Below are 20377 nucleotides of genomic sequence, written 5' to 3' on the forward strand. Positions count from 1 at the left end.
TTTATTTTTTAGTCTTCCACCAGCTTGCCGGTATCGCGGATGGTTTGCCACCTTGTGTGCTATATTTCAGATCCAGCGTGTATCCACCACCACCTTCTACAAAGTCAAGTTCGAAACGGTGCAATCCTTTTTCCAGGGCAACGCCACCACTTTTCTGAAGCGGAGCATGCAAGCCATCATTGTCGACAACCAACCGGTCGTCTATGCGCAGAACGCCACCATCATCGCAGGTAAAGTAGAAATTATAAATACCTTGCTCGGGCACCTCTATATAGCCCCTATATTTCAGGCCGAAACTACCTTTCCCCAGACTTTCCGGAACCACTATATCCTCAACCGTTAGAGTAGTATCTGCATCAGCTTTGATCTTCTGCGTTCCCTTAAAGAAACCTCTGTAGTAGGAAAGTGTTAATCCGTTGTAAACACCTTCCGCAGGCTGTGCTGGTGAGTAGGATTGTTTGTCATATTCAATTGCATATACATCACCTCTTCTTCCACCCGAATTAAAGGCAGCGAGTTTTATAGTAACCTTGTTGTCGATGGTAAGGGGTTTATCAAGCGTTGGAGATTGTAAATCAGGAAGACTTCCATCTGTAGTATAGTGTAATGAAAGGCCTTTCACCGGAGGCTTCACATCCAGCACAACATTATCGACAAACGCATTTTTTTGCGTGAAGCCCTCAAGCTCCGGAAGACGATAGCTTATATTCAGACGATCAAGTCTGTCATAATGATGAACGAGTCTGGCAAGATATCCTTCATAGTCATTACGATTTGTCCACAGAACTTCACTCAACGCTGTCATGCGTGGCATGATCATATAGTCAGCTCTGGTTTCGGTTGGTATATACTCTGTCCACGTATTAGCCTGCGCTCCCATAATGTTTGCAGCAGCCAACGAATCAAGACCTTTCGGGATCGGATTGAAGTGGTATACATTATAGATGGAATGCTCATCGGGCTGCGAATCGAAGTATAGCGGATTGCCCGGAGTCATAATAACTTTGTTGCCATTTCGGGCAGCGTTTACCGGTGCCTCAGGAACCCAGGCACGCCAGTACATGACAATGGCAGAAGGCGTTACACCTCCCTCGAGAATTTCATCCCAGCCAATTAATTTTTTGCCATTCGCATTGAAGAATTTTTCCATGCGGTGAACGAAATAACTCTGTAGTTCATTGAGGTCTTTAATGTTATTCTTTTTCATCAGCACTTTGCATGCGTCTGATTTTCCCCACGAGGTTTTTTCAACTTCATCAGCCCCCAGGTGTATATAGGTGGATGGGAACAATTCGAAAATTTCTTTGAATACATCCTCTGCAAATTGAAACGTCTCTTCGTTACAGGGACATACCGGTGTTGAAAATAATTTACCCCACGCAGCATTACCATCGCAAGCCAGGTATGGATACTCGCGGATAGCAGCCATCATGTGTCCAGGCATGTCAATCTCCGGAATAATATCGATGTGGCGTGCGGCAGCAAAAGCGATGATGTCACGCATTTCATCCTGTGTATAAAAACCACCATATACTGTTTTGCCATTACGCTGAACAATATGCTTGGGGTCAATGATAAAATCAGGATTGTCTTTTGCACGATTCATGCAAACAGAATCCTGGTTGTTAAACTCGCGCCATGCACCGTTCTCTGTAAGCTTGGGATATTTTTTGATTTCGATTCGCCACCCTTGATCATCGGTAAGATGCAAATGCAGTTTGTTGAACTTATAGAGCGCGAGCAGGTCTATAAATTTTTTTAGATAATCGATCGAGAAAAAATGACGTGATACATCCAGATGCATACCGCGCCAGTCATATTTTGGATAATCAACAATGGAGACTGCCGGTATTTTTATCGCGGAAGATTTTTGTTCTGAATGTTCAATTTCAGCAGGGAGTAATTGTCGAATTGTTTCGATAGCCCTAAAAATACCCGCACCGCTTTTTGCTTTTATCGTCACTGTTTTTTCAGTGACATCCAAGGTATATGCCTCTGTATGGGTAAGCGTAGTGTCCTGGACGAATGTAATAGTATGATCACCGGCTGATTCCGCTATAGCAATTGTATACCCGGTAGCCTGTTGTAGCAATGCCTGCAGGAGTTCAGCTTCCGGAGCGAATGCGTCAGGTGTTCCTTGTATGGTGATCCTGGTTTTTTCTGTTACGTTGAATGCTCCCGGTCTGGCCTCTAACGTTTGAGGAGCAGGGATCAGCGCATAGCGCTTGGTTACATCATGGTCTTCGGTCTTTTCGTGCTGGCAGGATACCAGGAGGGTACAAAGTGCGATAGCGTAGGCTATAGAGTGCTTCATTCTTGAATAGTTACTTTTTGAGCGGTTAAATATATCATTCAAAGCGTAAAGACCATATTGATCTTTTATGCAGGGTGATAAATAATTTTGGCATTTATATACAGCAGGATAAACTGATATAACCGTGAATTCTAACACTCACTTGAAAAATTTAACGGATGAATTTATATGTGTGGCAAGCGTAACCGATAGAAGTCTTACTGTGTGTCCGTGTGTTGTTGCGCTCGCAAGAACTCTTGAAGAATATTGAAAATAAAAGCTGGCTATAGGGCTTCCATGTCATGTCTTCACAGGGGCATCCACGATGTCCTGAACTTCCTTCGCATTGCGTATTGCAGCGACATCTACGTCATTGTTAAAGTAAATATAAATATCCCGGGTACTTCGAAATGACTTGAGTGCATGCGCGATTTCTTTCAGCTTTTTAAGACTATAAGGCGAACGATATAAATCGGGAACACCATGAAAACGATAATAAAGTGCAGGAGCAGTTTTCAATACATCATCGGGAAGCGATGGATAACTGATGCTGCAAAAGGTGATTGAATTCTCTTTCAGAGTTTTATATACCCGTTCGTTCCACCAGCTCACGTGTCTGAATTCGATAGCATTTATAAAAGAAGTATCGACAACCGACAAAATTCTTTCCAGGTTTTGTTCGCTATATTCAAAACGAGGATGAAGTTGAAACAGAACCGTGCCGAGTTTTTCTTTCAACCCTTTACTCACAACATTATAAAACTCCTTCATTTCGCGGGTCACGTTCACAAACTTTTTGTAGTGCGTGATCATACGCGGAGCTTTCACGGTAAATTTAAATTGCTCCGGACTTCTGTTGTACCATCCCTCCAGCGTCTCCAGTTTTGGAAAGCGATAAAATGTAACATTCAGCTCAACGGTGTTGAAGTGCTGGCAATAGAACTCAAACCACTTTTTCATAGGCAGGCCCCGCGGATAAAAGTGGTCCCGCCAATGTTTATAGTAAAATCCTGAACAGCCAATCCACCAGTTTCGCATAGAGGTTGTTTTGGAAGATTGATAAAAAAATGTTCCTGTAAGTATACATGCCGTAATGGGAAAGTATTGTTGGGATTGTAGAGAGACAATTCCCCAGGAATAATTTGTAATTGGAAATACATGAATCAATACCACTATAGCGAAGACACGATGTTGAGTATACAACGGTATGGATACTGCTTAATGTATGGGGGAAGAGAGGAATATACCTGGATCAAAAGTAGAGAAACACATAGCCCTGTACGGCTATGTGTTTTTTATAGGTTGTTGGTATATATTAATGTGGATTTAATACAAACTCTTTTTTAGGAGGAAAGTATAACGTTTTCTTCCAGTCGATTGACAGAATTTGTTCCAGGATATTTTTTAACTCTGAGATGGAGTTGGGTTTTACCGCAAAGAGGTTCGAACCCTGGCGATAGCAATACTCTACATTTGCCAGGTCTGCCAGCGAAGAGTATATAATTATAGGTATAGCATCGTATTTTTTATTCGCGCGGATCTCCTTCAAACATTGGTGGCCGCCCTTGCAAGGCATGAGCAAATCAAGGAAAAGTATATCCGGTGTTTTTTCTTCCAATAGTTTTAGTAAAATCTCTCCATTCTCTGCGCGTGTTAAAAGTACTGTAAATGCTATCTCTTCTACTGCCATTGAAAAGATATAGTAGTCATCGTCATCATCCTCAGCAAGCAAAACATTTGTCGCACTGTTTCTAGTCAAGTTCATACTGCTCTTTTTACTGTTAGACACTCTTGAAATGAAGGGGGAGTAGTGTCTGTTTTGATAATAAATAAAACAAATAATACAGATAAGGTTTAAAAATACTGAAACAAATTGCGTTTAAAAATAGGGTTCGCTGACAGCACCACCCTTTAATGAGTGGGCATAGTTTTTTAAACCGGTGATGGATCTTCTTGAACATGCGCTTAAAAAATTGGTAACGATAGAAATTAAGCAGTTTTGCGAAATGATAGCTCAATGACTCGAAGGAGTCATTACCGATGTGTGATCTTCATTTGATATTTGCGCGAAATTTTTTTTGCCCTGTTTTACTTTTATCAAAAGGGCTTACATTCGCGACTGGATTTTTGATTTTTACTGAATGAGAAGAGTATGGGTGCTTATCCTCTGGCTGTCGGTTTTTACGATCGCGGAAGCACAACAAAAACAAACACCATATGTTGTACTGGTATCGTTTGATGGTTTTCGGTATGACTATGTTTCAAAATTTAATGCACCAAACTTCAACGCATTCATCCGTAAGGGAAGCGCTGCCACGGGATTGATTCCTTCCTTTCCAAGCAAAACATTTCCTAACCACTATACACTCGTTACAGGTCTATATCCCGGCCATCATGGTTTGGTCGATAATACATTTTATGATCCTTCGCTAAAGAAAGTATATGCGATGAAGAATAAGGCTGTAGTGCGCGATACTTCTTTTTATGGAGGCACTCCGCTCTGGCAGTTGGCGCAACAAGCGGGGCAACGTACCGCTTCTTTTTTCTGGGTGGGTTCTGAGACACCTATAAAAGGTGAGCTGCCAAGCTATTACTTTCCCTATGACGAAGCTGTTAAAAATGATAAACGCATCGACCAGGTAATAGATTGGTTGAAACTTCCTGAAAAGGAGCGGCCACATTTTATATCGCTATATTTCTCTCTCGTTGATTCAGAAGGACATCGCTCTGGTCCTGCTTCTGATAAATTAAAAGAAACCGTTTTAGGAGCTGATTCACTATTAGGAACTCTGGAAAGTAAATTGAAGGCCCTTAATTTACCGGTGAACGTTATTGTCGTCTCCGATCATGGAATGTATGAGTTAAAAGAAGAGGAGATCACCTATATAACGCTGCAGAAACTATATAATGTAGCGGATACTTCTGTTGTTACTGCCAATGGCGGAACGCAGGCGCACATCTATACACGTAAAGCTGATTCGCTATATACAATTATCAAAAAACAAGAGCACCATTTTAAGGTTTACAAGCGCAACGAAATGCCGGCAGGGTGGCACTACAATAACCCTCGCTCTGGTGATTTACTGATTGTAGCGGAGCCTGGATATTATATTCAGGATGTAGCACGTGCGTTTGGAAATTGGCAGTCAACTGCTTTCGGTGTACATGGTTACGATCCGGGAGTTGTAAAAGAAATGCAAGGTATATTTTACGCCAAAGGACCCAACATCAAGGCAGGAGTAAAGATCGATGCCTTTGAAAATATACATGTATATCCACTGATTGCAAAAATACTGGGATTGAAAACGACAGCGATCGATGGCGATTTTAAGGTATTAAAACCAGTCTACAAAAAGTAACTATATAAGTATAGCTACAGGTATATAGTCATTGAAATAAAAATCTATTTTTTTCGGAGTTGAATTTCCGGATTGCTTCTTATCATCACTTTTTTCAGCAGGAGCTTTTTTCTCTTCTCTTTCTTTTGGAGAATTGGGATGCATAATCTGTGGCGGATTTGGCGTTTTTACACCCGCAGAAGAATCCGTGCCCTTATTTTTGTCTTGTTCCATAATCATTCTGTTTAGATCGAATGTTAAAAAACAATGCCTGCGAGAATGCGTGAGAATATACTATTATATTAACGATGCTGGTCGTACTTGTTTACAGGTATTGAATTGCGGAGCAAATCGATTTCATTTTGTGTGAGCTGTGGTGCTGCTGCCGCACGAATATTTTCTTCCAGTTGCTCCGGTGTTCTGATGCCGACAACGGCACTCGTGACAGCCGCATGTTGCAGTACAAATTGTAAAGCGGTTGCCGTTTTACTTCTACTTGCTCCTGAAACGGATGTAACTGCTTCTGCCGCGGTTGATACTTGCTCAGCGGTATAATTCAGATAAGGCTCCGCAGGTTTACTCACCAGCAATCCTTTCGCTATACTTCCCCGCGTCACCACACCAATGCTATTTTGATCAAGCAGTGAGAGGCATTCTTCCTCCGGTCTGCGATCCAGTAAACTATACTGCATCATCACGCTTACGATATTGGAACGCGTTATATACTGGCGAATCACATTCGGACGTATAGACGATATGCCGTAGTACCGGATCTTGCCTTGTTGCCTGAGTAACTCAAAGGCTTCAATGGTCTCATCGATGGGATCGTCCAGCGTGCCGCCATGCAGTTGGTATAGATCAATGTAATCTGTCTGAAGCCGCGATAAGCTTTTCTCTACTGCCTGAAGTATATATTTTCGGGAAGCGTTCCAGTCCAGTCCTCTGCCATCACTACGCGGTTGATTACCAACTTTCGTTGCCAGTATTACTTTAGAGCGCATAGCTTTAAAAGCGCGGCCCACGGTTTCTTCATTGAATCCGCGCTGGTATATATCTGCGGTATCAAAATAATTGATGCCCTTCTCGAAGGCAGTGTGCAATAGTTTAGCATTCGCCTCATGGTCGTCCTCCAGAGACATACAGCCAAAACTTATTTCGCTGATCTGCAGATCAGATGTACCCAGTTTTTTATACTTCATGTGAATCTGTGAGATGCTATTTAGTCTTCTCCAGTTTTTTAAGTGCCGCGCTGATATACTCTTTCGAAAGCCACTTTCCTGCCAGTACAACGCCCTCTACATTTTTAGTCTGACTAATATCTTTTAAAGGATTGCCTGTGATTAAAACAACATCAGCAACAGCACCTTGCTGGATGATGCCGGCATTGGGTTTATTCAAATATGCAGCGACATGCACTGTCCCGGTTCGCAGTGCCTCGTAAGGAGTAAGCCCGGACTTTACCAGGTATTGCAATTCATTGTGCGTTGAAAAACCGGGCACGTTAAAAACCTGTGGTGCATCACAACCCAGTAGGATCTTTACGCCGTTTTGTTGGCACTGGTATATTAACTTCCTTCTGAGCTTCACAAAGTTTTCAATCGTAGCGGCATTATACTCCGGGTTCTTCATCAGATTTTTTTTGCTTTCGATCCATTGGTTCACCGTTTCAGGTTTCATATATAGTATATCCGGATCGGCAAGAAAAACTTCCGGTGTAAAGTCTGCGGCAAACCAACGTTCTGCCAAAGATTGCGTAGGCACTACCCATATGTTTTTTTCTTTAAGGCCAGCCATGAGTTTAGGAATGAGCGTTGTATCAATTTTGTCTGCTCCGAACATTCCAAATAACCCGGTTTGCTGTTCGTTCATGGTTTTGATTTCAGGGATCAAGCCTTCGATGAAGCCATCCAGGTGATCAATGGAAGAATACCCCGCATCAATGGCACGCCATACACCCACACCAAACGATACATGGCCGACAAATGGAATGCCCTCTTTATGTGCCGCGGCTGCTATAGCATCAAATTTTTCACGCGTAAGGCCGGGATGTAGTTTCAGATAATCGTAGCCTGCAGCTTTTTGCTTGCGTACCATCTCAGCGCCCGCTTCCGGAGAAGTAACGCTCATACCATTGAAAGATGGACCGGTGGTATATAGATGCGGCCCCAGTATTTCTCCCTGTTGTATTTTACTGCGAAGCTCCAGGTGCTTCGGATGGCCAAGCATGCCCCGTATCGTTGTTATACCATTGGCTGCAAATAACATCAGCACTTCCTTCATGGGTTCGATGTCGTCAATAGGCGGAACATGCGCATGCATTTCTGCCAGGCCGGGAATGAGATATTTTCCTTTCGCATCTATAACCAATGCTGCTTTGGTATATTTTAGTTTGGTGCCGATTGCTGAAATTTTTCCGTCCTTGATAATCACGGTTTGTTTTTCGAGGATGCGCTCGGAGTCCATCGGTACTACATTCACATTCGTGATTACAATCTCACGTTGTTTTGAATCGACTATATCTTGTGCCAGACCATTGCTAAAAGAGAGTATCAGCAATGCAATACAGTGAAGAAATGATTTCATAGCTATAGGGATTGGATGAATGAAATTACGACATCCATTATAAAGCCTGAAGCCGTCTATAAAATACTTACTATATCTTCACCGATGCGTGTGGGGCGCATGGTCTTTGCATCCACCATACACCAGATTGTTTTGGACTCTGCCAGGATCTTTTGATCGCCCGCACCAGCTTTACAAAGCGTTCGAACTTTGCTCCGTGACTTTCGCCAACCCAGGTGGTGCCCTGGATCACATCGTTAAGAAAGGATGGATTCTTATAGTCTATTTCATGACGCAGTACGATCCATAAATACTTTGCTTTTAATTCAGCGGAAGCGATCGCATTCCAATGTGCAGCCGCGACTTCCTGTATATAGCGAACGTATACCACATTGTTCACATGACCAAGTTCATCGATGTCATGCGTGGTAACAGTGATCAGGTGTTCAAACGGTTTTGAAGACATAGGATTATATATCTGCTAACATAAGCAGAAATAACGGGACTATAGTTTCTGCTAAAAAGAAAGAGCCACTGCATGGCAGCGGCTCTTCGTATAGTATAGATTTCTCCGGATTATTTCAGAGACTTCAATAACTCTTCGTTCATCATCTGGTAATCGCGGTTACCAGCTTCTTTTGATTTAGTCAAAGAGGCTGTAGCCGTTTCAGTAGCACCTTTTTTATCACCCAATGCTTTTTGAATTTTAGCTTTTTGATGCAGCACCCAGAAAGGACTGTTCATGCCTTCAGCAGCTTTGTTCACCCACTCGAGAGCTTTGTTCAGATCTTTTTTGTTTTCAAGATAATATACTGCTGCCTGGAAATAGTTGTTAGGACTTACCACGGTATTTTCTTCAATAGACTTCATCACTTTGGCATCGTAGTCTGTTGAGATGGTGAATTTCACAGACGTGTTTTCCCAAGCCAACTGAACTTTACCGCTTTTGTTGTCATCAGATAAATCAGTGATGTTGATTGTGAACGTTTCAACTTTCTCAGTAAGCTTTTCAGACTTCACTTTGAAATTAGCAACGTCATTGGCTTTATCATATTTACCTGTATTGCCTCCCATAGCAACATCTTTATATAGTACTACAGTCCATTCTGTAGCACCAGGCCATGTAAGCAAAAGATATTCACCTGCTGGTACAGCAGCACCTTCTACTTTTACATCGTCAGAGAAAGAGATTCTTGTTCCGCTATTAGCACCTGTTCTCCAGATTTTTCCGAAGGGAACCAATGCAGCAGCATCGCTTCCGAAAATTTTTCTTCCCTTTGCACGTGGACGGGAATAATCTACTTTAACATTTGTAAGACCTATTGTTGTAGAAACTGAACCGGCAGGACTGGCACTTGGAGTTTGTACTTGCGCTTGCGCCAAGTGGGCAGTGATCAATAAAACAATCAGTAATAATTTTTTCATGGTGGTATATTTTTGGTTGTTTTGAGTTAAGAGGTGCCAAAGTTAAACAAGGTTTTGAATTGGCGTTGTTAAAAAAGAGTTAATCCTGTAACATCTACGCAGTGTATAGATTGATATGAAGCTTCCAGAAGATTTTTACCAGCGTACCAATGTAGTGAAGATCGCACGCGAACTCCTTGGTAAGGTGCTTGTTACCAACATCGAGGGTGTTGTTACCAATGGTATTATTGTAGAGACAGAAGCATACTCGTGGAAGGAACGAGGTTGCCATGCGTACGGTGGCCGAAAGACACCGCGCAATGCAATCATGTTTGAGAAGGGTGGCTATGCCTATGTTTACCTCTGCTATGGCATGCACCATCTTTTTAATGTGGTGACCAATATGCCAGGCGTTGCAGATGCTGTTTTGATCCGGGCACTTGAACCTGTTGATGGACTTACCGAGATGAAAATCCGAAGAGGACGATTGGCAAATCCTTTTCACCTGACCTCTGGTCCGGGTAAACTAACCAAAGCTTTGGGCATTGACAGAAAGTTGAATGGAAAATTCCTTCTCGACAACGAAGTTTGGATAGAGGATGGCGGAAGAAAGATACCACCAAGTGGAGTTGAAGCCAGTGCGCGTATCGGTATCGACTATGCCGGTGAAGATGCCAAGCTTCCCTGGCGATTTACAATCAAAGGGAATCAGTGGATTAGTAAATGAAAAATGTATCCGTGGTTCAGCGTCACACTCAAGAGTTATCAGGATTGCCTTTTGTACAGGCTTTATCAGTCCTGAAACCAAAAATTAAATCGTAAGTAAATAGTATATTTGGAGTTAAGTGTTTTGGTATATGCGGGTTTTTAGTTCAGTGTCCCTACTTCTCTTATTAACAGTTATTTCTATCGGTCAGCCTATCGGTGCTGATTCAGTTAACTCCTTTGAGTTACTGAATTCGCCTTATGATGAGCTCAGCCCGGTGATCAGTCCTGATGGAAAAACGTTATATGTTACCATTGCCAATCACCCCGGTAATGTCGGAGGGAAGAAGGACCCGGGAGATATATGGTACGCTACGTTAACAGAAAATAATCAATGGTCAGCTCCGGTGCATGCAGGACCGTCGTTAAATAACAGAGGCTTTAACGGTGTAGCCGGCTTCTCCGGTAATGGAGACAATCTATTTCTGTTAAGTCATTACGATGCTACGGGTTCACCGCGTACGCAAGGCATCGCCGTTACGAAAAGACAAGGCAACGGCTGGTCTTCTCCTGAGAACATCACCATTCCATACTTTCAGAATAAGTCAGAAACCATAAGCGGGTATATAAAGCCCGATGAGAGCGCTTTCGTTTTTTCGGCAGAGACGTACGGTAGCCGTGGTGTTGAAGATCTATACATCACCTTAAAAGGCAGCGATGGAAAATGGTCGGAGCCTAAAAATCTGGGATCGGTGATCAACACGCAGTTTCAGGAACTTTGCCCTTCACTCAGTGACGATGGAAGGACACTATATTTCTCAAGCAACGGGAGAAAAGGATTTGGAAGCTTTGACATCTACTCTTCATCACGATTGGATGAAACCTGGACGAAATGGTCTGAGCCTGTTAACCTTGGGCCGACTATAAATACAGAAGGTCGCGATCTATACTATCGTGATTATTCTTCCGAAGATTTTTCGCTTTTCACCAGCACCAAGAATAGCGATGGCTACGGCGATGTGAAGCTATATAAAAGAAATAACCCACCTCGTAATCCTCAGGATACAACCAACGCAGTGGCTACTGCGAACACGGCCAGCATTCCTCCGGTTAAGCCCTCTGTAGCAGTTCCTGAAAACAGCGTGCGTGTATATGGCAAAGTGTTGAATGCGAAAACGAACGAGTTTATCCCTGCCAAAATCACCTTTACTACAGTGGCCAATAACCAAGGCACAACGGCATCGGTAGACGCCGGCTACTCACTTACAGTGCCATCTGTAAATGATTACATGGTAAAGATCGAAGCTGCAGGATTTGTGAGTTCGATGGAAAAGCTTGCCATCAAAACGTATGAGATGAAGGAGCTTGAAATGAATTTCAAACTTCAACCCGTGGAAGTGGGCACTACGGTAAATTTGAAAAACGTTTTGTTCGAGCAGGGCCGTACCAACCTACTTCCGCAGTCGTATGATGAATTAGATATGGTGATTTCTTTCCTCAAACTGAACCCCAATGTGAAGATTGAACTGGCGGGTCATACCGATAACCGCGGTATTCCTGCACAAAATGTTAAGCTTTCACAAGCCCGGGTCGATAAAGTGAAAGAGTATCTCACAGAAAAGGGAATAGATAAAAAGCGCATCTCCGGCAAAGGTTATGGGGGAGCGACTCCGATCGCAAGCAACGAAAATGAAGAAACCCGTCAACTCAACAGGCGGGTAGAGTTCATCATTAAAAAGTTATAGTACCTAAATTTTGTGTATAAAGAATAGAAAAAAGCACTCCCATATCTGGGGGTGCTTTTTTTTGATTCCTTGTTTTTAAACAGAATTGTCAATCCCGAAAAATTGGATCATGTAAAAATCAATTGATTATTACATCGTTTATATTATCCAGTAAATAATTCACATAAAAACATTTCTGTTTGATTCAATTATTAGATAAGTTAGATAAACCGATAGCAGTAAAATTCAATTGTACTTATTTATATAGCGAGGGGATGAAGTTGTATATCCAACAACGTGTTATTGCAGGATTTCTGTTAGCCATCGCCATTATATCAGCCCTGGCAGTTTATTCATATCTCAATAACAAGCGCTCGATCCGCGAAAGTTTTTTAGTATCCCACTCCAATGAAGTACTCTATCACATCGAACAAGTGTGGTCTATTACCGCGAACCTGGAATCCGCACAGCGCGCATATACTATCACCGGCAACGAAGTATTTGTACAGCCCTATAAAGAATCGTCAGGAGAAGTTCATCAGCATCTGGACGATCTTAAAAGCCTGATAGCCGACAATGCCTATCAGTATGAGCGCTTTCTGATCCTTCGTAAATTGATTGATGAGAAGTTGCTTTTCAATCAAAAGCTTCTGGACACCCGCCAGAAAAATTTTGAAGAGGCACAAACTATACATGCGTCTCTGGAGGGCAAGAACCTGATGGATAAAATATATACTGTTATAGCCGATATGCAGGAACACGAGAAAATGTTACTGCGGCAACGCACGGAACAACGGGAGCAAGGAATCCAAAATTTCAATTGGGCATATATAGCTTTACTCTTGGTAACTGCGGGGCTATTGATCTTTGTTTTTATTTCGATCAATAAGAACCTACAGGCACGATTCCATGCTGAGGAGTCTGCCAAGGAAGCAGCGAGTCGGATTCAGGATATATATGATAACGCTCCCTGTGGATATCATTCCCTGGATGCAAAAGGTATCGTTACCGAGATGAACAAAACGTGGCTGGATTGGCTTGGCTATGATCGCTCGGAGATAATTAATCGTGTTCGATTCTCAGATATACTTGCTCCGGGAAATGTAGAATTGTTTAACAGCAGGTTCGAAACATTTAAGACACAGGGCTTTGTGCGAGACCTTGAATTCGACATCATCCGAAAGGATAAAACAACGTTTCCTATACTGCTCAACGCTACTGCCGTGTATGATGAAAACGGGAATTTCCAGAAGAGCCGCTCGATGGCGATCGATTACTCGCAGCGAAGAGAGGCGAATTTGCGGATTATGGCGCTAAACCAGGAGCTTGAAGCTTTTACCTATTCGGTGTCTCATGACCTTCGTGCACCATTGCGTTCCATCGATGGCTATGCACGTATACTATCGGAGGATTACATGGACAAGTTTGACGCGGAAGGGAAGCGTGTACTAAATATAGTGGTGAACAATGCACGGAAGATGGGGCAGCTTATTGATGACCTGCTTGAGTTCTCCCGCGTGGGACGTAAAGAGATCATCAAGGGCGTTGTAGACATGGGCAAGCTTGCACAATATGTTTCAGAAGAGTTGCTTTTTAATGAAAGCAGCAGAAAGATCGATCTGAAAATTGATACGTTGGAAGTGACCACGGGTGATGCTCACCTGCTCAGGCAAGTATGGATCAATACTATATCTAACGCTATAAAGTATACTAGCAGAAAAGAGCATGCACTCATAGAAATTACTTCGCAAAGCAGTGCATTTGAGACGATCTATTGTATTAAAGATAACGGAGCAGGTTTTGATATGCAGTATGTCCACAAACTATTCGGTGTTTTCCAGCGATTACACCGGGCACAAGATTTTCAGGGTACCGGTGTAGGGTTGGCTATTGTCCATCGGATTATCTCCCGGCATGGCGGTAAGGTATGGGCAGAGGGCAAAGTAGATGAGGGTGCCTCCTTTTATTTTTCATTGCCTAAATCAACTCAAACAAGTAAACTACCCTTATGAATAATATTGTTGAGATTCTGCTGGTGGAGGATAATCCAGATGATGCAGAATTGACTATACGTGCACTAAAGAAGCATAACCTGGCAAACAATCTATTGCATTTACAAGATGGCGAAGAGGCTCTGGATTTTATTTTCTCTTCCGAACCGAATTCACTTCCCAAGATCATATTGCTTGATATAAAAATGCCTAAAGTCGATGGCATCGAAGTACTTCGTAAGATTAAAAGTGACGAAAATCGAAAAATTATACCAATCGTAGTATTAACCTCATCCAAAGAAGAACGTGATATCATTGAAACGTATAAACTGGGCGTGAATGCCTACATCGTTAAGCCGGTGGAGTTTGAAAAGTTTGTAAGTGCTGTCTCAGAAATTGGTTTTTTCTGGTTGATATTAAATCAGCCACCAATAAAGTAAGTGAAACGAAACGGGAGTTTGCGTATGGAGAAAAAATTGAAGATTTTAATGCTTGAAGACCGCGAGGAAGATGCGGGCCTGATCAACCGCACCCTTACCAAAGATGGCGTTGATTACACTAGCCAGAACGTTGATACCCGCGAGGAATTCGTAAGAGCCCTGGAGCAATACAATCCGGATGTAATTCTGTCCGATCATGCATTGCCACAGTTTAACTCGCTCGAGGCTTTGAAGATTTGTAAGCAGTCTGGTTTCAAAGGTCCATTTATACTGGTTACCGGTACCGTGTCGGAAGAGTTTGCAGTAAGTTGTCTCAAGCTTGGCGCAGACGACTACGTGCTCAAATCAAACCTGGCGCGTTTACCATCCGCTATATTTAATTCCCTTCGCCAGCGACAGATGGAATCCAAGCGTAAAAAAGCAGAGTCTGCTTTGCGCAAACAAAATGATGAACTCGTCAAGATCAATAAAGAACTTGATAGCTTCGTATATAGTGTGTCGCATAATCTTCGTGCACCACTCATGTCTGTACTCGGACTTGTGCAACTTGCCAAGATGAATGACAAGAATGACGACATGATTTATGATATGTACTTTGACAAGATCGAGCAAAGTATACATAAGCTGGATAATACCTTAAAGGAGATTCTCGATTACTCGCGTAACGCCAGGAGTGAAGTGAAAATTGAAAGAGTAAATCTTCAGCAACTCATGGAGGATATGTTTGAGCGCCTTCACTATATGGAAGGTTCCGAGAATATCAAAAAGCAGATCACCATGAAGGAGCACGTACCCTTTTTCTCCGATCCACAACGCCTGAGTGTTATCTGCAATAACCTGGTTTCAAATGCTATTAAGTATCGCTCTCCGGGAGAAAAAAATCAATTCATTCACATCGATATAACCGTTAATGAGAACAGTGCAAAGATTCATTTTGAGGACAACGGTATTGGTATACCGAAAGATTTTCAATCTAAGATCTTTGATATGTTCTTTCGGGCAACCGAGCGAAGTGAGGGGGCAGGACTCGGACTATATATTGTAAAAGAGGCTATCGATAAACTACACGGCACGATCGAAGTAGAATCTTCGCCAAGCCAGGGTACTATATTTAAGATGGAAATTCCGAACCACAGTGGTGCAAGCCAGCCATCTTAGAATGCGTGCCGCGCCAGGATCTTCATTACATCCGTTTTGTAATTTCTCCCGATGGGTATAAAATGTTTGCCGATCTCAATATCGGTAGCGGAATAAGCATCAATACGCTCTACATTAACAATGAAGGAGCGGTGTATGCGTAAGAACTGTTCGCGTGGCAGGCTCTCTTCGAGGTAACTGATCTTCTGTTGGGTTACAATCTCTTTCTCGGAGGTTTTCACCTTCACATAATCCTTTATACTTTCGATATATAGTATATCGGTCATTTTCGTCTTGATCATCTTCTTATCCACTTTGAAGTAAACGAAACTCTCGCTGCCCGAAGGTTCCGTCTTTTGAGCAGGTGCCGCTGCAGACGGCTGATGCAGTACTTTCGCTACTGCTTTTAAGAACCGTTCAAAAGGTATAGGCTTCAATAAATAATCCACCACCTCCAGTTCAAAGCCATCCAATGCATAGTCACGAAATGCAGTAGTGAAAATTACCTTGGGGGGATTCTTGAGTGTACGCAGAAAATCTATACCTGAAAGTTTAGGCATCTGTATATCCAGAAAAATGAGATCAATCTTATTCTGCTGAAGGAATGTAAAAGCGGTTACAGCGTTTCTGAACGTTCCGGCAATTTCAAGCTGATCGATCTTGCTCACATACGATTCAAGAATCTCAATCGCTAAGGGTTCATCATCAACAATTATACATTTCATACTATTGATTTAAACGTAAACAAATCCTATATATATATATATCTGAATCAACTGTACCTGCTTTCTGCTACTTTCTGATTAATGGTAAGTACAACCAGAAACGTTTCCTCTCCATTCATGATTTTCAGTTCATACTGATCAGGATATAGCAGGTCAAGTCTCCGTTTGACGTTTTGTATCCCGATGCCTTCTTTGCGCGCATGGCCGTTGCCATTGGCTTTATTGTTCTCAACCTTCACCAGGATTACATGCTCTTGCGCATCAATACTTACCTTCACCCAGGACTGCTGCAGCTCTTCACTCGCACCGTGCTTGAAACAGTTCTCAACGAAAGGCAGCAGAATGAGCGGGGCGATGGTACATGTATTGATTCCGCCGGTAATCCGGACATCGACATCAAGCTTATCCCCATACCGCATCTTTTCAATATCTATATAGTTCTGAATGAACTTGATCTCTTTCTCAAGCGGAACCTCATCGCTGGTACATTCATATAGCATGTAGTTGATCAGCTCTGAAAGTTTCAAGACCATATCCGGAGCACGTTCCGATTTTTTCAGGGTAAGCGCATATAGGTTATTCAACGTGTTGAATAGGAAGTGTGGATGGATCTGCGTTTTGAGAAACTTCAATTCAGCTTGTAGTTTTTCTTCTTTCAGTACCTGCTGTGCTTTCTGGTTGGTATACCAGTACTTTAAAAGTTTTATAGTCGCTGCGGTAAATGTTACCGGATATATACTGACGAACATTTTCACGATCTTCGGAAAATAGAAGAAGGGATCGCTCAGGTATTGCGGGTAGTATAGAGGGTAGTGGAAATTATAGGCTACATATCGTTGTACGACTCCTGCAACGAGTGACGCGATTAAAAAGCCGATTGCAAAAGCCCAGTATCTTCCCGGTAGCAAATACCGTGGCAAGAGAAAATACATAGTGAAGTATGTGAAGGCAATCTTTCCCGGGAAGTATATAAGCTCTTCAAAAAAAGTCTGACGGTAATTTTCCTGGAAGCTGCCGTACAGTGTTGCATAGAAGACAAGGTGAGCCAGCCAGAATAAAACATGTTGAAAAATTCTGTTTCTCAATATCGATGGGAGTGGACGCTTCACGATTCTATTAAGGCGTTGTGGTGCAGTGTACTGAAATCATTCGAATCAATAGTCATGCACATCATGAATGAGCAAAGTTAATGTAAATGGTCAGACTGAAGCGATAATCCATATCAACTGCATGCTAAAACTCCCTAACAACCTGCTATTGGCTACGAGCCGCATGTGTTGAATAATCATGAACCTAGAGAGACTGGCAGACTATTAAAAACCGGCAGCAGTGTCGTCTCCACGTGGATCGGCACCACCTTCCAACGTACTGTCCCCACGCACCAGGATGGCATCTACGCGACAAAACGAACGGATCGGACTAAAGGCGTGTCCCATTTTCACGAGCTTTAAACTGTCCTCTATAGAGAATGCATGGAACTCGTTGAAGATTGTATCGGGCAACCATTGGTGGTGAAAACGTTTAGCAGTTACGGCTTCCTGCATCGTCATTTTATGATCCAGTACATTTAGTATAGTCTGAAATACACTCGTTATGATTTTAGAGCCACCCGGGGTACCGACCACCATATATAGTCTTCCATCTTTTTCAATGATGGTTGGAGTCATCGAGCTGAGCATGCGTTTATTGGGCTGGATCTTATTGGCTTCTCCGCCGATAACACCATACATATTCGGATAACCGGGCTTTGCACTGAAGTCGTCCATTTCGTCATTCAATAAAAATCCGGAACCGGCAACAATTACTTTCGAGCCGTATGAATCGTTTAGTGTAGTGGTAACAGCAACAGCATTTCCTTGCGCATCAATAACAGAAAGGTGAGTGGTCTGTGGAGATTCGTGCAAAGCAAGCATGCCTTCTTTAATTGCTTTGCTTGGCGTTGCTTTTTCAGGGTCGAACGACTTCATGCGTTCATCCGTATAGAGCGCACTCGTGAGTTCTTTTACAGGTACATTTACGAAATCCGGATCGCCCAGGTAAACGGAACGATCCGCATATGCTCTGCGCTCTGCTTCTGCAATCAAGTGAACGGTTTGGGCTGTGTTCCATCCCCATGACTCGATGGGATAATTTTCCACTGAGCGCAGCAACTGCAACAACGCAACCCCACCACTAGACGGTGGAGCCATCGAGATAATTTTATACTCTTTATACTTTCCTATAATCGGCTCGCGCCATATAGCTTTATAGTTTTTCAGGTCTTCATACGAGATCAACCCGTTGCCGCGTTTCATTTCCGCTACTATATCATCTGCCGTTTTTCCTTCGTAGAAGCCGGCCCTGCCTGTGTCGCGAATGCGTTCAAGTGTATGTCCTAAGTCTGTCCAGCGAACCGTGTCGCCCGCTGTCCATGAATCGCGGAGTAAAAACTCAGGCTGAATCGTATTTTTTTTGACCAGAAAATCATGCAGGTAATTTAGCCCGTTCGCCTCACGCTGTGTAAGCACAAAGCCATCCAACGCCAGGGCTACTGCTGGCTGCACCAATTCCTTCCACGGAAGTTTACCATACTTTGCGTGCGCTTCAACCATGCCGGCTACTGAGCCCGGTACGCCACACGAAAGATGTCCATCCTGACTCAATGAATCAATAACATTGCCAGCAGAATCCAAGTACATAGTATGTGCAGAAGCTGCTGGTGCCTTTTCACGATAATCCAGGGAAGCCACTGTGCCGTCATTTTTCCTCAGGACCATAAAACCACCACCACCAATGTTTCCTGCGCTCGGGTATACCACTGCCAAAGCAAACTGGACAGCGATCGCAGCGTCAACAGCATTGCCACCTTTGCGCATAATTTCCACGCCTACTTTTGAGGCCAGCGGATGCGCTGAGACTACCATAGCAGAATCCGTTACAAGACCTGTTATCCGCTTGCGTTTCGTGTTACTGTTACAGGCAACTACACTTACGACAAATAAAAGCAGAATACAGCGTTTCATCATGTTGGAATTGGTTTAGTCGAGTTAAAAGTATTACTTCCGAAGCTGTTTTAGAAGGTAATTAAGGATGAATGGTGAATAACATCTTTACTACATAAGCATGAGCCTCAGAAAAGAAAAAGCCGCCCGATTAAAAGTGCATGTGCTCGATACAACCCTAAAGCTGGTTGGAAAAAGGCCCTTCGAAGATCTATACGTAGACGACATCTGCGAGAAAGTTAAGATCTCTAAAGTAACATTGTTCAAATACTTTCCACAGAAAGAAGACATCTTATTATACTATTTCAGGGTTTGGTGTCTGGGGCGCTCTGCAGATCTTATACTGAAACCACGCGAAGGTATACAAGGAGTATATTTCCTGTTTGATAAGATAAGTGAAGCCTATGAAGAACATCCCGGATTACTGCTTAGTCTTATCGGCTACTTCTCTGATTTCAAGAGGCCTCCCAAACCTTTTCCGTTAAAGCCTGAAGAAAAGAAGATACTGTTTCCTGAAATTGAAGGCATCACCAACATTGAAATACTTTCGCTCGACCACATGCTGGAGAAGTTTACACTCGAGGCGATCTTCAGAAAAGAAATTACCAAGACCATCTCAACAAGGGATATAACCAACCTGATCACATCGATCTTTATAGGAGGAATTGTTACGGCACATTTAAATCAGTTAAATCCTTCCAAGATCTTTTTCCGAAAGAACCTTGATTTGATGCTACGAGGTTTACAGTAATAAAAATGTTGTTGGAAAATCAACGGCGTTGACTTATGCTATTCATTATCAATCCTCCAGCACTTCTTGCTTTTCCTTGATTTTTAATTTCTTACACGGATTGATTTAGTGCGCTTGGTTCTGCGATCTTTTTTACGATCGTACCAGCGATGATGATACTTGGGCTTTACAACCGAGATGTTACTGCCGGATTTTTTGCTACACGCAGGCAAAAGGAGTGCTGTTAGTACCAGGAATAAAAATATTCTTTTCATGCAGTGGCCAAAAATAACATTTTTTGTCTTCAACGAATGATACTCTCCAAAACGGTTCATTAATTTTTACCG

19 protein-coding genes are annotated in these 20377 nt (G+C 42.7%); 7 read left to right on the plus strand and 12 right to left on the minus strand.

The window, feature by feature from the left end; genetic code table 11:
• Position 1: 1 nt before the first annotated feature.
• The 3 genes from B5Y40_RS10510 to B5Y40_RS10520 form a co-directional block, all read right to left on the minus strand.
• Positions 2 to 2314, minus strand: coding sequence for a family 20 glycosylhydrolase (locus tag B5Y40_RS10510; RefSeq protein WP_079686619.1), 2313 nt, complete (start codon positions 2312 to 2314; stop codon positions 2 to 4).
• 279 nt (positions 2315 to 2593) lie between these two features.
• The gene (locus tag B5Y40_RS10515; protein ID WP_079686620.1) at positions 2594 to 3331 is read right to left on the minus strand and encodes a DUF72 domain-containing protein; all 738 of its coding nucleotides are present in this window, start codon (positions 3329 to 3331) and stop codon (positions 2594 to 2596) included.
• Positions 3332 to 3608: 277 nt separating this feature from the next.
• The gene (locus B5Y40_RS10520; RefSeq protein ID WP_079686621.1) at positions 3609 to 4058 is read right to left on the minus strand and encodes a response regulator; all 450 of its coding nucleotides are present in this window, start codon (positions 4056 to 4058) and stop codon (positions 3609 to 3611) included.
• Positions 4059 to 4434: 376 nt separating this feature from the next.
• Between B5Y40_RS10520 and B5Y40_RS10525 the strand changes: the two genes are divergently transcribed.
• Positions 4435 to 5652, plus strand: coding sequence for an alkaline phosphatase family protein (locus tag B5Y40_RS10525; protein WP_079686622.1), 1218 nt, complete (start codon positions 4435 to 4437; stop codon positions 5650 to 5652).
• Here the strand turns inward: B5Y40_RS10525 and B5Y40_RS10530 are convergent, their stop codons facing one another.
• The 5 genes from B5Y40_RS10530 to B5Y40_RS10550 form a co-directional block, all read right to left on the minus strand.
• On the minus strand, positions 5653 to 5865 hold the full coding sequence (locus B5Y40_RS10530) for a hypothetical protein (RefSeq protein ID WP_143785689.1): 213 nt from the start codon (positions 5863 to 5865) through the stop codon (positions 5653 to 5655).
• Between the two features lie 68 nt (positions 5866 to 5933).
• Positions 5934 to 6830, minus strand: a complete 897-nt coding sequence (locus B5Y40_RS10535; protein ID WP_079686624.1) for an aldo/keto reductase — start codon at positions 6828 to 6830, stop codon at positions 5934 to 5936.
• 16 nt (positions 6831 to 6846) lie between these two features.
• Positions 6847 to 8214, minus strand: a complete 1368-nt coding sequence (locus B5Y40_RS10540; RefSeq protein WP_079686625.1) for an amidohydrolase family protein — start codon at positions 8212 to 8214, stop codon at positions 6847 to 6849.
• A 70-nt stretch (positions 8215 to 8284) separates the two neighbouring features.
• Positions 8285 to 8659, minus strand: coding sequence for an acyl-CoA thioesterase (locus B5Y40_RS10545; RefSeq protein WP_079686626.1), 375 nt, complete (start codon positions 8657 to 8659; stop codon positions 8285 to 8287).
• A gap of 110 nt (positions 8660 to 8769) precedes the next feature.
• On the minus strand, positions 8770 to 9618 hold the full coding sequence (locus B5Y40_RS10550) for a DUF2911 domain-containing protein (RefSeq protein ID WP_079686627.1): 849 nt from the start codon (positions 9616 to 9618) through the stop codon (positions 8770 to 8772).
• Positions 9619 to 9733: 115 nt separating this feature from the next.
• Between B5Y40_RS10550 and B5Y40_RS10555 the strand changes: the two genes are divergently transcribed.
• The 5 genes from B5Y40_RS10555 (at position 9734) to B5Y40_RS10575 (ending at position 15615) form a co-directional block, all read left to right on the plus strand.
• Positions 9734 to 10324: a DNA-3-methyladenine glycosylase gene (locus B5Y40_RS10555; protein ID WP_079686628.1), complete on the plus strand. Its 591-nt coding sequence runs from the start codon at positions 9734 to 9736 to the stop codon at positions 10322 to 10324.
• Positions 10325 to 10454: 130 nt separating this feature from the next.
• The gene (locus B5Y40_RS10560) at positions 10455 to 12047 is read left to right on the plus strand and encodes an OmpA family protein (protein WP_079686629.1); all 1593 of its coding nucleotides are present in this window, start codon (positions 10455 to 10457) and stop codon (positions 12045 to 12047) included.
• Positions 12048 to 12301: 254 nt separating this feature from the next.
• On the plus strand, positions 12302 to 14038 hold the full coding sequence (locus B5Y40_RS10565; protein WP_079686630.1) for a sensor histidine kinase: 1737 nt from the start codon (positions 12302 to 12304) through the stop codon (positions 14036 to 14038).
• The gene (locus B5Y40_RS10570; protein ID WP_079686631.1) at positions 14035 to 14457 is read left to right on the plus strand and encodes a response regulator; all 423 of its coding nucleotides are present in this window, start codon (positions 14035 to 14037) and stop codon (positions 14455 to 14457) included. The genes B5Y40_RS10565 and B5Y40_RS10570 overlap by 4 nt, the downstream gene beginning before the upstream one ends.
• Before the next feature lie 24 nt (positions 14458 to 14481).
• On the plus strand, positions 14482 to 15615 hold the full coding sequence (locus B5Y40_RS10575) for a sensor histidine kinase (protein WP_079686632.1): 1134 nt from the start codon (positions 14482 to 14484) through the stop codon (positions 15613 to 15615).
• Here the strand turns inward: B5Y40_RS10575 and B5Y40_RS10580 are convergent.
• The 3 genes from B5Y40_RS10580 to ggt form a co-directional block, all read right to left on the minus strand.
• On the minus strand, positions 15612 to 16319 hold the full coding sequence (locus tag B5Y40_RS10580) for a LytR/AlgR family response regulator transcription factor (protein ID WP_079686633.1): 708 nt from the start codon (positions 16317 to 16319) through the stop codon (positions 15612 to 15614). The genes B5Y40_RS10575 and B5Y40_RS10580 overlap by 4 nt on opposite strands.
• A gap of 47 nt (positions 16320 to 16366) precedes the next feature.
• Positions 16367 to 17428: a sensor histidine kinase gene (locus B5Y40_RS10585; RefSeq protein WP_143785690.1), complete on the minus strand. Its 1062-nt coding sequence runs from the start codon at positions 17426 to 17428 to the stop codon at positions 16367 to 16369.
• Between the two features lie 204 nt (positions 17429 to 17632).
• Positions 17633 to 19324, minus strand: coding sequence for a gamma-glutamyltransferase (gene ggt / locus B5Y40_RS10590; protein WP_221408894.1), 1692 nt, complete (start codon positions 19322 to 19324; stop codon positions 17633 to 17635).
• Between the two features lie 97 nt (positions 19325 to 19421).
• Here ggt and B5Y40_RS10595 point away from each other — a divergent pair, with 97 nt between their 5' ends.
• Positions 19422 to 20051 (plus strand): TetR/AcrR family transcriptional regulator, encoded by a 630-nt coding sequence (locus B5Y40_RS10595; protein ID WP_079686635.1) that lies wholly within the window; start codon positions 19422 to 19424, stop codon positions 20049 to 20051.
• A gap of 83 nt (positions 20052 to 20134) precedes the next feature.
• Here the strand turns inward: B5Y40_RS10595 and B5Y40_RS29595 are convergent, their stop codons facing one another.
• Positions 20135 to 20305 (minus strand): hypothetical protein, encoded by a 171-nt coding sequence (locus B5Y40_RS29595; RefSeq protein WP_159453652.1) that lies wholly within the window; start codon positions 20303 to 20305, stop codon positions 20135 to 20137.
• Positions 20306 to 20377 lie beyond the last annotated feature (72 nt).

Origin of the sequence: Ohtaekwangia koreensis, assembly GCF_900167975.1 — a bacterium.
GTDB lineage: Bacteria > Bacteroidota > Bacteroidia > Cytophagales > Cyclobacteriaceae > Ohtaekwangia > Ohtaekwangia koreensis.

Coding starts and splice junctions, on each gene's coding strand:
- B5Y40_RS10510 (WP_079686619.1), bottom strand. CDS start 2,314: ATGAAGCACTCTATAGCCTACGCTATCGCACTTTGTACCCTCCTGGTA.
- B5Y40_RS10515 (WP_079686620.1), bottom strand. CDS start 3,331: ATGCGAAACTGGTGGATTGGCTGTTCAGGATTTTACTATAAACATTGG.
- B5Y40_RS10520 (WP_079686621.1), bottom strand. CDS start 4,058: ATGAACTTGACTAGAAACAGTGCGACAAATGTTTTGCTTGCTGAGGAT.
- B5Y40_RS10525 (WP_079686622.1), top strand. CDS start 4,435: ATGAGAAGAGTATGGGTGCTTATCCTCTGGCTGTCGGTTTTTACGATC.
- B5Y40_RS10530 (WP_143785689.1), bottom strand. CDS start 5,865: ATGGAACAAGACAAAAATAAGGGCACGGATTCTTCTGCGGGTGTAAAA.
- B5Y40_RS10535 (WP_079686624.1), bottom strand. CDS start 6,830: ATGAAGTATAAAAAACTGGGTACATCTGATCTGCAGATCAGCGAAATA.
- B5Y40_RS10540 (WP_079686625.1), bottom strand. CDS start 8,214: ATGAAATCATTTCTTCACTGTATTGCATTGCTGATACTCTCTTTTAGC.
- B5Y40_RS10545 (WP_079686626.1), bottom strand. CDS start 8,659: ATGTCTTCAAAACCGTTTGAACACCTGATCACTGTTACCACGCATGAC.
- B5Y40_RS10550 (WP_079686627.1), bottom strand. CDS start 9,618: ATGAAAAAATTATTACTGATTGTTTTATTGATCACTGCCCACTTGGCG.
- B5Y40_RS10555 (WP_079686628.1), top strand. CDS start 9,734: ATGAAGCTTCCAGAAGATTTTTACCAGCGTACCAATGTAGTGAAGATC.
- B5Y40_RS10560 (WP_079686629.1), top strand. CDS start 10,455: ATGCGGGTTTTTAGTTCAGTGTCCCTACTTCTCTTATTAACAGTTATT.
- B5Y40_RS10565 (WP_079686630.1), top strand. CDS start 12,302: ATGAAGTTGTATATCCAACAACGTGTTATTGCAGGATTTCTGTTAGCC.
- B5Y40_RS10570 (WP_079686631.1), top strand. CDS start 14,035: ATGAATAATATTGTTGAGATTCTGCTGGTGGAGGATAATCCAGATGAT.
- B5Y40_RS10575 (WP_079686632.1), top strand. CDS start 14,482: ATGGAGAAAAAATTGAAGATTTTAATGCTTGAAGACCGCGAGGAAGAT.
- B5Y40_RS10580 (WP_079686633.1), bottom strand. CDS start 16,319: ATGAAATGTATAATTGTTGATGATGAACCCTTAGCGATTGAGATTCTT.
- ggt (WP_221408894.1), bottom strand. CDS start 19,324: ATGATGAAACGCTGTATTCTGCTTTTATTTGTCGTAAGTGTAGTTGCC.
- B5Y40_RS10595 (WP_079686635.1), top strand. CDS start 19,422: ATGAGCCTCAGAAAAGAAAAAGCCGCCCGATTAAAAGTGCATGTGCTC.
- B5Y40_RS29595 (WP_159453652.1), bottom strand. CDS start 20,305: ATGAAAAGAATATTTTTATTCCTGGTACTAACAGCACTCCTTTTGCCT.